The organism is Streptomyces sp. NPDC029138 (genome assembly GCF_055564375.1).
On the sequence record NZ_JBVHWM010000071.1, the window covers coordinates 23,379 to 36,962 of the forward strand.

The 13,584-nt window shown below is 73.2% G+C and carries 9 protein-coding genes; 3 read left to right on the top strand and 6 right to left on the bottom strand.

The window, feature by feature from the left end; genetic code table 11:
* Window positions 1-88: 88 nt before the first annotated feature.
* The 4 genes from ACZ4WH_RS36420 to ACZ4WH_RS36435 form a co-directional block, all read right to left on the bottom strand.
* Complete coding sequence (locus ACZ4WH_RS36420; protein ID WP_468188970.1) at window positions 89-2,965, bottom strand: helix-turn-helix transcriptional regulator; 2,877 nt, start codon at window positions 2,963-2,965, stop codon at window positions 89-91.
* A gap of 347 nt (window positions 2,966-3,312) precedes the next feature.
* Window positions 3,313-4,053 (bottom strand): helix-turn-helix transcriptional regulator, encoded by a 741-nt coding sequence (locus ACZ4WH_RS36425; RefSeq protein WP_468188972.1) that lies wholly within the window; start codon window positions 4,051-4,053, stop codon window positions 3,313-3,315.
* A complete protein-coding gene (locus tag ACZ4WH_RS36430) occupies window positions 4,050-6,872 on the bottom strand; it encodes a helix-turn-helix transcriptional regulator (protein WP_468188974.1) in 2,823 nt (940 codons plus the stop codon). Before ACZ4WH_RS36430 ends, ACZ4WH_RS36425 begins: the two co-directional genes overlap by 4 nt.
* 380 nt (window positions 6,873-7,252) lie before the next feature.
* The gene (locus tag ACZ4WH_RS36435; protein WP_468188976.1) at window positions 7,253-8,089 is read right to left on the bottom strand and encodes an alpha/beta fold hydrolase; all 837 of its coding nucleotides are present in this window, start codon (window positions 8,087-8,089) and stop codon (window positions 7,253-7,255) included.
* Window positions 8,090-9,295: 1,206 nt separating this feature from the next.
* On the opposite strand from ACZ4WH_RS36435, the gene ACZ4WH_RS36440 reads away from it, so the two are divergent.
* The 3 genes from ACZ4WH_RS36440 to ACZ4WH_RS36450 all read left to right on the top strand — a co-directional run bounded on the left by ACZ4WH_RS36440 (window position 9,296) and on the right by ACZ4WH_RS36450 (window position 11,622).
* A complete protein-coding gene (locus tag ACZ4WH_RS36440) occupies window positions 9,296-10,540 on the top strand; it encodes a cytochrome P450 family protein (RefSeq protein ID WP_468188978.1) in 1,245 nt (414 codons plus the stop codon).
* 69 nt (window positions 10,541-10,609) lie between these two features.
* Window positions 10,610-10,927 (top strand): MoaF-related domain-containing protein, encoded by a 318-nt coding sequence (locus tag ACZ4WH_RS36445; RefSeq protein ID WP_468188980.1) that lies wholly within the window; start codon window positions 10,610-10,612, stop codon window positions 10,925-10,927.
* A 59-nt stretch (window positions 10,928-10,986) separates the two neighbouring features.
* Window positions 10,987-11,622, top strand: coding sequence for a TetR/AcrR family transcriptional regulator (locus ACZ4WH_RS36450; protein ID WP_468188983.1), 636 nt, complete (start codon window positions 10,987-10,989; stop codon window positions 11,620-11,622).
* 57 nt (window positions 11,623-11,679) lie between these two features.
* On the opposite strand, the gene ACZ4WH_RS36455 is transcribed toward ACZ4WH_RS36450, so the two are convergent.
* Window positions 11,680-12,537 carry a GNAT family N-acetyltransferase gene (locus tag ACZ4WH_RS36455; protein ID WP_468188985.1) on the bottom strand — a complete coding sequence of 286 codons (858 nt, stop codon included), beginning with the start codon at window positions 12,535-12,537 and terminating at the stop codon, window positions 11,680-11,682.
* A complete protein-coding gene (locus ACZ4WH_RS36460; RefSeq protein ID WP_468188988.1) occupies window positions 12,537-13,427 on the bottom strand; it encodes an alpha/beta fold hydrolase in 891 nt (296 codons plus the stop codon). The genes ACZ4WH_RS36455 and ACZ4WH_RS36460 overlap by 1 nt, the downstream gene beginning before the upstream one ends.
* Window positions 13,428-13,584: the final 157 nt, after the last annotated feature.

Here is a 13,584-nt window from a genome sequence, read left to right on the forward strand (position 1 = left end):
GTGCGTGAGGGGTGCACATTCCGCTGCCCAGGGTTTCTTCATCGAACTCTCCCTGTCAAGGCGGCGATGCGGCTTGTCGCCGCGGGCGTCAGTCGCGGAGCGCCGCGGGCAGGTGTTTGCGCGAGGTCACACCTGTCTTGGCGAAGACGTGTGACAGGTGGCTCGCGACCGTGCGAGGGCTCATTCCCAGCTGCCAGCCGATCCGCTGGTTCGACAGCCCGTCGGCCGCGAGGCGGGTCACCTCGGCCTCGCGGGGCGTCAGGTCGTACGTCTCGGCCCATGCGGGACGGGACGTGTCCCCCGTCTCGCCCGCGGCCAGCAGCTCGGAGGCCGCGCGCCGCTCCCACGCGGTCGCGCCGAGCGTGCCGAACAGCTCCCGGGCCCGCTGGAGGTGGGGCCGTGCGTCCAGCACCCGGCGCCGGCGGCGCAGCCACTCACCGAAGGCGAGATGCGTGCGTGCCGACTCGTAGCGCAGGGCGTCGTCCTGTGCGGCGAGCGTGGCCGAGAAGTGCCGTTCCGCGTCCGGACCTTCGCTGAGGAGTGCTTCCGAGCGTCCGATCAGGTGCCGCAGGAGGGCTGAGCCGACAGCCCGGTTGGCCTCGCGTACCCGGTCCACCTGGCGACGCGCCTCGTCCGCGTGCCCGGTGGCGACGCCGGCCGTGACCAGGTCGCCCAGGGCCCAGGCCGCGACGACCGGGTGACGGGCGTCTCCGTCCGCGGCCGACAGCATCCGCAGCTCCTCGTAGGCTTCCTCCGGCCGGCCGCGGGCGAGGGCCAGCAGTCCCCGCGCCCAGCGGGCGCGGGCGGCCAGCATGTGCAGACGGCGGGGGAGTGCGAAGGCCAGGATGCGGTCGGTCAGTTCGCGGTGGCCCTCCTCGTTGCCGGTCCAGGCCCGCGCGTGCGCCACTCCGGTCTCGAACACCATCTCCGCGTGGGCGTTGGCCGAGGAGCGCGCCCAGCGCAGGCCGGTCCGCGCGTCCTGCATGAGGCCGTCGCGGTCGCCGAGGTGGACGCGGGCGATCTGCAGATGGGCCAGCACCATCAGGGCGAGGCCGAACTGCCCGCGCGTGGTCAGCGGCGCGAGCAGGCGTGTGGCGTACTGTTCGGCGGCGACCGGCTCGTCCAGCGCGGACGCGGCGATGACGAGTGCCGCGTCCCGGACGGGGTCCCGGGGGAACGTTCCTTCACGCACCGCCTGTGCCGCTTCCGCCAGCAGCCCACGGGCCGTCGCGGAGTGGGTGCCGCGGTCCGTCCAGCACAGCGCGGAGACGAGGAGGGGGCAGTCCGCGCGGTCGGGGTTCCTCCGCAGCAGCCCTTCCAAGAGCGGACCGACGGCTCCGCTCCCGACCGGCTCGCACAGCTCCGGTGCGAGGGCGCCGGTCAGCGGCAGGAACGGCGGCGGCCAGCCGGCGGTCTCCGCCGTCGCCGAACGCAGCAGGAGCGACAGCGCGTGGGCCGGCACGGAGTCGCTGTGGTAGGCGACACCGGCCTCCAGCGCCGCCACGACCGCCGCGAGCGAGGCGTCCACGGGAGCGCCGCCGACCAGGGCGTCGTCGACCAGTGCGTCGCTGATCAGGTCCAGCAGTCTTCGTACGTCGTCCGGCTGTCCGCTGATCTCCGCCGCCTGCGCGGCCCGGACCAGCCGCCGCGTTCTGCGGCGGGGATCGGGCGTCAGTTCGGCGGCGGCCTCCAGGACGGTGGCGGCGGAAGCGGGGTCCCTCGTGGCTCCCTTCTCCAGCGCGGCCGCGGTGGCCTCGTCGGGCTGTGCGGTCACGGCCGTGACGTACAGCGCGTGCCGGTAGTCGTCGTCGGTGTGCACGGCGGCCAGGGCGAGGTTCATCCGCCGTCGCTCCGCGAGCGAGGCGCTCCAGTGCAGCGCGGAGCGCAGCAGGGGGCAGCTGAACCGCAGCCAATCCCCGTCGACGGTCACCAGGCCCGCTTCTCCGGCCGCCGTCAGCCCCCATGCGGGTACGTCCGCCACCCGCGCGGCGGCACGCAGGGTCGGCAGACGGTCGGTGTGCGCCTCGGCCGTCAGCAGCAGGAAGTCACGGGCGGCCGGGGGGAGCGCGTCGAACCGGGCTGTCACCTTCTCCTGCAAGCGCTTCCCCAGCGGCAGGGCGGGAGCCAGCAGCGCCGCCGCCGTCACCTCGCGGACCTGGAGGTTCCAGGCGAGGCTCACGACAGCGGCCGGGTGCCCGCACGCCTCGCGCAGGACGCGTTCGTGCAGGGAGGGAGAGAGGCCGGGGCCGTGCCGGTGCAGCAGCCGCGCGCTCGACCGGTGGTCCAGCGGGCCCAGGGAGAGGCCCGGCAGTCCGGGCAGGACGGCGGGTCCGGCCGCCGGATCGGCAGACAGCAGCACGCTCACCCGGCTCCCGGCCAGCCGGGGCAGCGCGTGGCCGAGGGCGTCCAGCGACTCGGCGTCGAACCAGTGGGCGTCGTCGAGGACCAGGAGTACGGGTCTTCGCGCCGTGGTCCGCACCGAGTGGAGGGCCCGGGCCAGAACCGTCCCCGCGTCGTGTGGCACGTTCGCCGCTCCGTGCCCCGGAAGCCAGTCGTCGGTTCCGCCGGGCGGGGTGGAGTGGCCGGTGCCGGACCCGCACCGCAGCAGGATCCGGGTGACGGCGGCGGCCGGGAGGTCGGCTTCGGCCCGCAGGCCGCGGACGTCGAGCAGGGTGAATCCGGTTCCGGCCAGTCGCGCGGCCTCCTCCAGCAGCGCCGTCTTGCCGATGCCGGAGGCACCGCGTACGACCAGCGCGGCAGCCGACGCCCGCGCATCCGAGAGGAAACGTTTCAGCAGGCGCATCTCCGTCTCTCGGCCCAACAGGGCCGATCGCGCCTGCGGAGCCGGACGGAGCGCGTCCTGGTCCGTGCCCGTCCCGTCGGCGCCGCCGGGCGGGTTCGCCCCCCGGTCCGGCCCGGGCGGGCCGGACCGGAAACCTTGTGGGTCGTAGGAAAGTGCTCGCATGCGCCGCCTCCGCGGGTAGTGGAGTGCGCCAGTGCTCTGGCGTGATCCTGCCGTGGGGGAGTCGGCTCCGGGTCCGCCGGCCGGGGCGGCGACGAGTCCGCCGTGCGGGCCGCCGACCCGGTGCTCCGGCGCGCGTCCGCACACCGCTTCCGGGGGACCGCGCGAGGACCTGACGGCCCGCCGGCGGCGGGCGGTCGTGCCGGCCGGGTGTGCCGTCGGACGGCACAAGGCGGCATCGGCCTGTTATCGCCTTGTGCGCGGAGACGACACGGAAGTGTTTCGGCCTCTACGGGGTCGCGCCGCGCTCGACGGCGTGCCCCGACGGCCGTCCGTCCGCGGTACCGCGCTCACAGTGCGCCGTTGCGGATGGCGTAGGCCACCGCCTGCGTCCGGTTGCGCAGGCCCAGCCGGGTGATGACGTCGTGCAGCACGTTCTTGATCGTGCGTTCCGAGTAGTTGAGGCGTCCCGCCACCTCCGCGGTGCTCAACCCCTCGGCCAGCAGTCGCAGGACGTCCACCTCCCGGGCGGACAGACCGGACGAGCCCGGCTGGTCCCCGGGCAGCGAGCGCAACCGCTCGACCAGGGCGCGCACCAGGGTGGGCGGCAACGGCGACTCCCCTTGCAGGGCCCTGCGGCTCGCCCGCACGATGTCGGCGTAACCGACCTCGCCGCGCAGCAGCACACCCACCACCCCGCGGTCGACCGCGTACAACAGGTGCCGCTCGCTGATCGAGTCCACCACCAGCAGCACCGGCATCCCCCGCCCCTGGTCCGACCCGGCCACCTCCTCGACACGTCTGAGCGTCGCCAGGGAGACCTTGTGCGCCAGTACCAGCGCCACGTCGGCACCGTACCGGTCCTCCCAGGGCACCACCCGCACACCCGGCGCCCCACGGAGGCAGGCCTGCGCGCCCTCCTCCGTGAGCACGTCGCTCGCCGTCAGGGTGAGCGTCACCGGCAGGGCGTCCCGGTCCTCGCCCCCTCCCAGGGCCCTCATCGTCGGCGCGTCCGGCACGGACGTCAGACGCAACCGGCCGGCCGGACCCGTACGCGCCCGCACCGGTGCCTTGACGGCGCTTCGTGTCATGTGTGATCACCGATTTCCTGCAGTGCACGGTCGAGTTCCCGGCGGGAGCTGACGCCCAGCCGCGGAAACACCTTGTACAGATGGGAAGCCACCGTCCGTGGCGAGACGGCCAGCCGGTCCGCGATTTCCTGGTTGGACAGCCCGCGGGCGGCCATCCGGACGATCCGCAGTTCCTGAGCGGTCAGGACGGGGCGCCCCGGGTCCAGGTGCGCGACGGCGCCCGGGCCCGGGAGGCTCACGCCGACCGCCCGCAGTTCGGCACGCGCGGACTCCTGCCAGGGAGTGGCTCCCAGCCGGGTGAACACGTCGTAGGCGTACCGCAGTTGACCGCGCGCCCCGACCGTCTCCCGTTGCCGCTTCAACCATATCCCGTGATCCAGGGCGAGCCTGCCGCGGGCGAAGGGGCGGGAGGCCGCCGGGGCCGCCTCGGCGGCGGCGCGGAACAGCGTTCCGGTGTTGTTCCGGCCGTCGTGGGCGGCCAGGAGCGCCCGGCCGTGGCGGACCGCGAGCCGCATGTCCGCCGAGAACGCCTCGAGACCGTGCAACGACGCACGCGCGGCCTGGGCCCGGGCCAGTGTCGTCCGGCCGCGGGCCAGAGCGGCTCGTACGGTGTCCACGTAGGCATAGCGCGCCACCACGTCACTCACCGGACCGGACGGCAGCGGCGCGTGGCTCCCGCCGCCGGCCGTGGCGGCGCCGGACCCGGCGAGCAGGTACGCGGCGTAGGACGCGATCTGGCCATGGTGGGGGGAGTCGTACGCACGAGCCCACCGGCGGACATCCGCCAGCAGTTCGGCCGCCTGCTCGGCGCGCCCCTGGAAGGCGCAGACCAGGAGCAGTTGGGCCTTGAGCGAGACGCCGTACCGGGTCAGGCCCTCGCACTCGGCCTCCCGCAGCCGCGCCGGCACCACGGTGTGCACCTCCGACCACCGTCCGGCCGCCACCATCAGCGCGACCTGGAGGGCGGAGGCATGCGAGAGATGAGTACGGTCCTCCGGCCCGCCGCGCCGCAGGGCGGCCGCCGTCAGGTGTTCGCTGAGCGCGATGTCGTCGATGCGCCAGGCCGCGTCCGCCAGCCAGGTCAGTTCCCGCGCGTTCGAGCGAGCGGCCCCCGCGGCCGCCGGACCGGCGGCCGCGGCCAGACCGGACCTGATCTCCTGGAGCCGGCCCACCGGATCCAGATGGGCGAGTACGGCCGTGCGCAGCGCCGCGCTGGGCGCCGGCTGCGCGCCCAGCCAGTCCAGCGCCTGGCGTGCCGGGCCGGGCCGATGGGTCAGCGAGCCGAGCAGGGCCAACTGGAAGGCGGCCCACTCACGCCCGTCGGACCCGAGCACCTGGCCATGTGTCAGAGCCGAGGAGAGGGACGCCCGGTTCGTCTCGGCGGTGAAGGCGGTGTCGAACCCAGCGCTCGCCTGGACCATGCTGACGGTGCGGTCCAGCGCCGGCTCCCGGCCCCCTTGCGCCTGACGGCTCAGCGCCATCGCGAGGCCCGGGCGGCCGCAGCGCAGGGCCATGGTCGCCGCCGCCGCGTACCTGCGCGAACGGCCCGCCGGGTCCGAGCCGGCGTCGGCGGCCCGCTGCCACGCGCGCAGCGCGGCGCTCCACTGCCCCCTGGCCGCCGCCGCCCGGGCGAGCCGGTCGAAGGACGCGCTCGCGTCGGTGCCCCGGGCGGTATGCGTTCCGTCGGCCGCCGGCGTGCTCCACAGCGCCAGGCCGAGGTTCGTCCAGGCGGTGTGGGCCCGCCGCCGCGCGGCCGGCGACGCCGTGGAGTACGCCAGAGTCCGGAGGAAGCGGCGCGTGAAGCGCACCGTACGGTCACCGCGGACGAGCCCTGCCTTCTCCGCCGGGTCGAGGGCGTCGAGACCCGTGCCGAGCCGCTCCGCCGCGTGCGCGAGATCCATCGTGCTCATGCCCGCCTCGGTCAGGGCGAGAAGCGCCAGGAGATCGCGGGTGGACGACGGCAGCGACCGGAACAGTCCGCCCAGCCTGCCGTCCAGCAGCGGGCCCGCCGGCAGGGGATCGGGCAGGGGCGCGCTGCCGTCGCGTTGCGCCGGGGTCAGCGCGTCGGAAAGGCTGAGCAGGGCCAGTGGATTGCCCTGCGCCGCCGAGATCACCGCGGCACGCACCACCGCGGCGAGGCCCGGGGAACGATCCGCCAGCAGGCGCCCGGCCCGGTGCCGGTCCAGACCGGACAACGAGACCTCCGTGATCTCGCACCCGTCGAAGGGGTCGTGGACATCGACCGCCGTGGCCGCCAGTACGGCGACGGCCGTACCCGGCAGCCGGTTGGTGAGGAACGTGACGGCTCGGGCCGAGGCGGTGTCGAGCAGATGGCAGTCGTCGACGACCAGCAGAACGGGACCGTGCTGTGCCGCGGACGCCAGCACCTGCCGCAGTGCCGCGTACGTGGACAGCGCGTCCGGGGCCGGGTCTCCGCTCAGCGCCCTCCTCAGAGCCGTGCACAGCAGGTCGGGCAGTCCGACGGCCAAAGCGAGCAGTTCGCCGGCCAAGGATTCGAACGCGCCGAAGGCACCCCTGGCGCGCGCGTCGCCGCCGGACACACGCAGTACCCGCCACCCGTCGCCGGCCGCCCGGTCCGCGACGCTCCGCAGAAGCGTGCTCTTGCCGGATCCCGCCTCGCCCCGCACCACCACCGCGGCACCCCGGCCCTGCGCGCCCCGGCCGAGGGCGCGCCAGCAGGTGTCGAGGTCGCCACCCCTGCCGGCCGGCTCGGCGTGCCGGGCGCCGTCCGGCGCCGAGGAGGAACGCGGGGCCGCGTCGGCCCACGTGCCCCGGTACGGGGAAGAAGTGGTCGTCATCGGCTCGTTCCTCTCTTCGGCTCGCGGGTCCGCCGTCGACGGGGACACCCGGCACACGAGCCGGCGCGGCCGCGCGCCGCCGGCAGGGGTGGGTGTCCGGCTTCATGCCGTGTCTCCGGTTGGTTCGATGGCCTTCCCGCCCGGCACCGGGACCGCCGAGGGGGCCGCACGACCAGACGGGCCGGGGGTCCCGGGCAGAGAGACCATTCCAACCTAGACACGTGTGAGGTCCCTGACATCTGTCATTCGACGTGGTCGACGACAGACCGGCAGGTGTTCCCCTGCCCGCCGGCGCCGCCTCGGGTACGACCTGGTGGTGTGCCCGGGTGGCCCGCACCCCTGGCCTCGCTGGAGTGGGGCCACCGTCGCACTGGCTGTGATTACTTGGCGAGGAAGGTGAGGAGGGCGTCGTTGACTTCCTGGGCGTGGGTCCAGAGCAGGCCGTGGGGGGCGCCGTCGACCTCGACGTAGTCGGCGTGGGGGAGGGCCTTGTGGAAGGGGCGGGCGGTGGAGTCGATGGGCAGGATCCTGTCGGCGGTGCCGTGCAGGATCAGGGTGGGGACGGTGATCTTGGGGAGGTCCTCGCGGAAGTCGGTGAACCAGGTCAGGGGTGCGGCGGAGGCGGCGTGGGAGCCGCCGGCGGCCGCGACGCTCCAGCTGTTGCGGACGGCTTCTTCGCTGATGCGGGTGCCGAGGTTCTCGTCGAGGTTGTAGAAGTCGCGGTAGAAGTCGGTGTAGTAGGCGTAGCGGTCGCTCTTGGCCGTGTCCGAGATGCCCTGGAAGAACTCGACGGGGGCGGCGCCGACGGGGTTGTCGTCGGTCTTGAGGAGGAAGGGCTCGAGGGAGGCGAGGAAGGCGGCCTTGGCGATGCGGGCGGAGCCGTAGGTGCCGAGGTAGCGGCCGACCTCTCCGGTGCCCATGGAGAAGCCGACGAGGGTGACGCCGTGGAGGTCGAGGGTCTCCAGCACGGTGTTGAGGTCGGCGGCGAAGGTGTCGTAGTCGTAGCCGGTGGTGGGCTGGCTGGACTGGCCGAAGCCGCGGCGGTCGTAGGTGATGACGCGGTAACCGGCGTCGAGGAGGGCCGCGGTCTGCTTCTCCCAGGAGTGTCCGTCGAGGGGGAAGCCGTGGATGAGGACGACCGGACGGCCGGTTCCGTGGTCCTCGTAGTACAGCTCGATGTCGGTGCTGTTCTCCTGGCCCACGGTGATGTACGGCATGGTGGTGGCCTTTCAAGTGTGGGGCGGCGCGGGGGAACCGCACCGCCGGGCGACGCACCAACCGTCTCCCGGTGGCGGGCACGGCCGAATCTGTCTAACGACTTATCTCTTGGTCCCGGCCCGCATCGAGGCCCGCGCAGCAGGCTGGCACACATGGTCCGCCCCTCGCGGTACCCCGTGCGTTTCACGCTGACGAGGACACACTTCGGTCCGTCGACGCGGCACCGGGGCCGTCGGCGGCGGTCCCGGCACGGCCCGGGAACCCCCCGGGCAGTCAAATGACCGATGCCGCTCCCCCGCTGACCGGGGCCGCGCCCCGCCATTCCTCCACCGCGTCGAGCCCGGCCAGTTTCTCCTTGGCCTGCATGGCCAGCGGCAGGTCCGGATCGTCCAGGCTCCTGAGGGCGTCGGTCCAGGCCCGCCGGCTGCGGCCGCGTCCCGGGCATCGAGCCGCATGTCGCCGACCGCCATCAGCTCCTCCGCGACGTTCGCCCGGCTGCCGGCCGGCCGCAGCAGTTCGATGCCCCGCTCGTAGCAAGAGGCCGACCGCGCGAAGTCGCCTTGCTGGCGGAACACCTGTCCGATGACCGTCAGGGTCAGTCCTCACCGTTGAGGTCGCGCAGGTCGCGGAAGATCGCGACAGCGGTGCGCAGCAGCCGCAGGGCCACCTCCGGGTCACCGAGTTCCATCCGGGCCATCCCGGCCATGACAGGATCGTGGCCTTGAGCGGCCCCGGCTCGGGCCCGCTCAGCAGGTCCAGGGCCGCTTCCAGATGGCGCAGGGCACGAAGGTGGTCCCCCTGGGTGTGATGCACGAGCCCGATGTTCCGCGGGACGTGTGCCAGGTCGGCGGTGGAGCGCGGTTGTTCGGCGACGTGCGCGTTCCAGGTGGCGCAGCGCACCGGGCAGGTCACCGAGGTGACGCAGGGCGCCGGCCAGGCCGTGATGGGTCCGCGCCATGTCCTCCACGTGCTCGGCCCTGAACGCCGCTTCCAGGGCGGCCCGCATGGTGGCGGACCAGTCGGGAGTGGACGTCCCTTGTCGGCGGGCAGGCAGCCAGGCCGGCAGCCGGACCCGTCGGGGAAACGGCCCGCCCGAAGAGACCCGCACCTGCCTCGGTGCTCCTGACATCCGCAGCGGGCCGGGAATCCGGCCGTCCGCGAGGGGTGTCCGGCTCGCGCGTCACCGGATCTGCTTAGCTGTCGCAATGAGCAACCCAACTGCCCCTCCGCCGTCAGCCGTTGATTCCGGTGAGCTGTTCCAGGACCCCTACGCCGTCTACGGCCGGCTGCGCGAGGAGGGACCGGTCCACCGGATCACCGGCACGGACGGCCTTCCCGCGTGGCTGGTCACACGGTACGACGACGTCCGCCAGGCGCTCGCCGATCCCCGGCTTTCCCTGGACAAGCGCAACGCGACTCCGGGCGGCTACCGGGGCATGGCCCTGCCGCCCGCGCTGGACGCCAACCTCCTCAACATGGACCCGCCGGACCACACACGTATCCGGCGCATGGTGTCCAAGGTGTTCACCCCCCGGCACGTCGAAGCGCTCAGGGTGCCGATCCGGCGCACCGCGGACCGGCTGCTCGACTCCCTGTCGGGACAGGACGAGGCCGACCTGATCCCGTCCTACGCCGCCCCGCTGCCGATCATCGTCATCTGCGACCTCCTCGGCGTGCCCCAGGCCGAGCGCCCCGACTTCCGCGCCTGGACCGACGCCCTGGTCGCACCCGACCCGACGCGGCCGGATCGGGCCAGGGAGGCCGTCGGCCGGCTGCTGTCCTTCTTCACCCGGCTGATCGCCGACAAGCGTGCCCGTCCGGCCGACGACCTGCTGTCCGCCCTGATCGCCGTGCGCGACGAGGAGGACCGGCTCAGCGAGGACGAGCTGATGTCGCTGGCCTTCCTCATCCTCGTCGCGGGGTACGAGAACACGGTGCACCTGATCGGCAACGCGGTCGCGGCACTGCTCGCCCACCCGGACCAGCTGGCTGCGCTGCGGGCCGATGCCGGTCTGCTGGACCGGGCGGTCGAGGAACTGGCGCGCTACGACGGTCCGGTACCCCTGGCGATCCGCCGCTTCCCCACCGAGGACATCGTCATCGGCGGGGTCACCGTCCCGGCCGGTGAGACGGTCCTGCTGTCGCTCGCCGCCGCGCACCGCGACCCGCGCCGCTTCACCGGCCCCGCCCGGCTGGACCTCGGACGTGACGCCACCGGGCACCTGGCGCTGGGACACGGCATCCACTACTGCCTCGGCGCTCCGCTGGCCCGCATGGAGACGGGCATCGCGCTCACCGCGCTCTTCGACCGCTTCCCCGGCCTCTCGCTCGCCGTGCCCCCGCACGACCTGCGCCGGCGCCCGTCCATGCGCTCGCGTGGCCTGCTCGCGCTCCCGGTACGCACGGCGGACCAACCGGGGCGGACCGACCGCCGCGCTTCGGTCGGATGACCGATGCCCGGGCGGCGGGAAGGAGGAAGGGTTGGCCGTATCGAAGCGAACGTTGCTGAAAGGCGCGACATGTCACACCGGCAGAACGGCCACCGCTACTTCGTGGACCTCGGCATCCTCACCTTCGAGATGCACTACGTCGCCGATGCGACGATGGACCTCACCGTCGTCGACGGAGGGGGCGTACTTCCCGACGGGCACACCGAAACCGTGACCACCACGGTGGCGGAGGTCCGCCCCCACGTCTACCTCACGTCCTGGCAGGAGCGACGCGGTGCCAGGGTGCTCCACCTGGAGGACTTCGAACGCGGGCGGGTGCACTCGCGCATCGCGCTGCCCGGCGGCGAACCGCTCGCCCGCCTCGGGACCCTCACGGAACTGCACTGAGCCGGCGGGGAAGCGGCCGGCGACGGCGCCGGGAACGACCGCGACGGTAGGCTCGGTCCATGGCCGCACCCGACACCGACCCGCCCGCGCCGCCCCGCCGTACGCGCAACCCGGAACTGCACCGACGGGCCATTCTGGAGGCCGCCTCACAGGCCTTCGCCGAGCGCGGCTACCACCGGGCCACCCTGCGGGACATCGCCCGGCGTGCCGGCGTCACCCACGGATCGGTGCTGCGCCATTTCGGCAGCAAGGAGAGCCTGTTCCTGGCGGCTGTCCCGGGCACCCGGGACATCGACGCCCTGGCCGAGGACACCCGGGAGCCGCTCGCGGCCCGCATCGCCCGTGGCTACGTACAGCGCATGGAGAGCGCCGACGGCAACGACACGTTCGTGGCGCTGCTGCGCAGCGCCGCCGACGACACCGGCAGCGCCGCCGCCCTGTACGTGGCGATGCAGGAACGTACCGACGAGGTGTACCGCCGGCTCCTGGACGAGCACGACCTGCGGCACCGGCTGCCGTTCGTCGCCGCCTTGCTGGTCGGCGTCACGTTCAGCCGGTACGTCGTACGCGCCGGAGCCCTGGCAGAGATGAGCGCGGACCAACTGACCGCGCACCTCACCGCTTCCGTCGAAGCCCTGCTCCACGGGAATTCCGGCACCGGGGACGCGTCCGCCGGGCAGGGCCGGGGACGGTGACGGCCGGTGGAAACACCGTGGCGGCCCCGGACACGTGTGCCGAAGCCGCCGTGGACGTCACGGGGCCGGGGTGCCCTGGGCGTGCCAGACCCAGGTGACCCGTTCGTACAGTCGCTCGAAACCGGTGCGCAGCATGTTGTGCAGGGATGTGTTGTGGTCGCCGGGGCCCTCCGCGCCGGTCTCGGCGACGAGCCATCGGCAGCCCGCCTCCCGGGCGGCCCGGGCGCGTGCGGTGAGCAGTGCGGACTGGGCGCCGCGACGGCGCCCTTCCGGCAGGGTCGCGGCGCCGAACATGTCGGCGCAGTCACCGTTCAGGAAGACGCTCGCGACCGCGATGATCTTCTCGCCCTCCCAGACGGCGTACTGCCGCCAGTCAGGCCTGCCGACACACGACGCGGCCATGTCGATCAGGGCGGCCGGTTCGGTGAAACCGAAGGTGGTCATCATGACCGTGGCCCACTCGTGCGCCTGGTCGGGCTGGACCGGGCCGACGCGCAGACCGGGTTCGAGCGCCGCGACGCCGTCGGCGGCGGCCAGCGCGGACTCCGTGTCGCACCCCAGCTTGACCAAACGGTTCCCCTCGGTGAGACCGAGCTGTGCGGCGGTCGCGGCCCAGTCCTGCGGCAACAACGCCGGTGCGATCATCAGCGAGCCCTGGGCGACGCCCTGTTCACGGTAGAAGTCGCACACCTCCGCGACGGCGTCCGCCGTGACCGGCTGCTCCGCACCGAACCCGCCGGCCCGGTCGAAGAAGCGGCTCGGGTTCTCCCGGACCGCCACCGCGAGCACCGGGCCGAAACGCTGGGAGCCGATGCCCAGCGTGTTCCGCACGGACGGCGGCGCGCCGGTCACGAAGTCCGCGTAGGCCTCGATCTCGGTCTGCTCGCCCAGGCCGATCGGCAGGGTGGTCTTCATTACTGGTTCTCCTTCTCCTGGTCGTGTACGAATCCCAGCACGGCGGCGGCGAACACGTCCGCCTCCTCGACATGCCCGAAGTGGCCGCTCTCCCGCAGCTCGCACAGGCGGGTGTCCGGTATTCCGGCGTCCAGCTCGTAGGCGTAGCGCGGCGGACAGATGAAGTCGTGGACACCGACGATCACCAGCGTCGGCGCTTCGATGGTACCGAGCTGTTCCCGCACGTCCCAGCTGACCGGGAGCCTGTTCGGATCATGTCTGACCCGGAGGGCGAGATCTCCCCTCTGTTCCAGCGTCCTGCGGTAGTCGGCGTAGTAGGCGGGCAGGATCGTGTTCAGGTAACGCTGGTGCGACTCGTCGTCGTCACGCACCAGCGTCCCGGCCACGACGGCCGCCTCCCACGTCCTGCCCGCCGCGACCGCCTCCGGCCGGTCCGGCCAGCGCTGCACGAAGGCCGCCATCTTCGAGGTGGCCGTCTCCATGAGTTCCGCCCCGTACACGGGAGCGGTGTCGTACAGGATCAGCCCGTCGAGGCGGCCGGGGCGGTCGATGGCGAACTGGAGGGCGACGAAGCCGCCGTGCGAGTGGCCGAGGAAGTACGCGCTCGGTGCGCCGATGTCGTCGAGTACGGCTTCGGCGAAGCGCGCGTAGCGGGCCATCGCGTAGTCGCCGTCCGGCAGCGGATCGCTGTCACCGGACCCCACGGGGTCGAGGTACACCAGGGTCAGTTCACGTTCCAGCGCGGGCATGCGCAGGTACTCCGGGTGCACACCGGGGCCTCCCGAGTGCACGAGGCACACCGGCCCCTCGCCCGCGATCCGGTACACCTGGCGCACCCCGTCCACGACGACGGTCCGCACATGCTCGGTGCTGTGGTCATTCGTATCCATACCCACAAGACGCAGTGAAGGAGGGAGGAGTTCGACGGCGTCCGGATGTCTGCCCGAACCGATACGACCGCTGCACGGTCGGTACAACGCGACGGAGCGCCGGGCAGCGCCCGTGTGGGTGACCGGCCCGGACAAGATACATGTGAGCCCCCCGGCC

Bases quoted from the DNA above. Each gene is read 5' to 3' on its own strand.
- ACZ4WH_RS36420 (WP_468188970.1), bottom strand. From the start codon at position 2,965: ATGCGAGCACTTTCCTACGACCCACAAGGTTTCCGGTCCGGCCCGCCC.
- ACZ4WH_RS36425 (WP_468188972.1), bottom strand. From the start codon at position 4,053: ATGACACGAAGCGCCGTCAAGGCACCGGTGCGGGCGCGTACGGGTCCG.
- ACZ4WH_RS36430 (WP_468188974.1), bottom strand. From the start codon at position 6,872: ATGACGACCACTTCTTCCCCGTACCGGGGCACGTGGGCCGACGCGGCC.
- ACZ4WH_RS36435 (WP_468188976.1), bottom strand. From the start codon at position 8,089: ATGCCGTACATCACCGTGGGCCAGGAGAACAGCACCGACATCGAGCTG.
- ACZ4WH_RS36440 (WP_468188978.1), top strand. From the start codon at position 9,296: ATGAGCAACCCAACTGCCCCTCCGCCGTCAGCCGTTGATTCCGGTGAG.
- ACZ4WH_RS36445 (WP_468188980.1), top strand. From the start codon at position 10,610: ATGTCACACCGGCAGAACGGCCACCGCTACTTCGTGGACCTCGGCATC.
- ACZ4WH_RS36450 (WP_468188983.1), top strand. From the start codon at position 10,987: ATGGCCGCACCCGACACCGACCCGCCCGCGCCGCCCCGCCGTACGCGC.
- ACZ4WH_RS36455 (WP_468188985.1), bottom strand. From the start codon at position 12,537: ATGAAGACCACCCTGCCGATCGGCCTGGGCGAGCAGACCGAGATCGAG.
- ACZ4WH_RS36460 (WP_468188988.1), bottom strand. From the start codon at position 13,427: ATGGATACGAATGACCACAGCACCGAGCATGTGCGGACCGTCGTCGTG.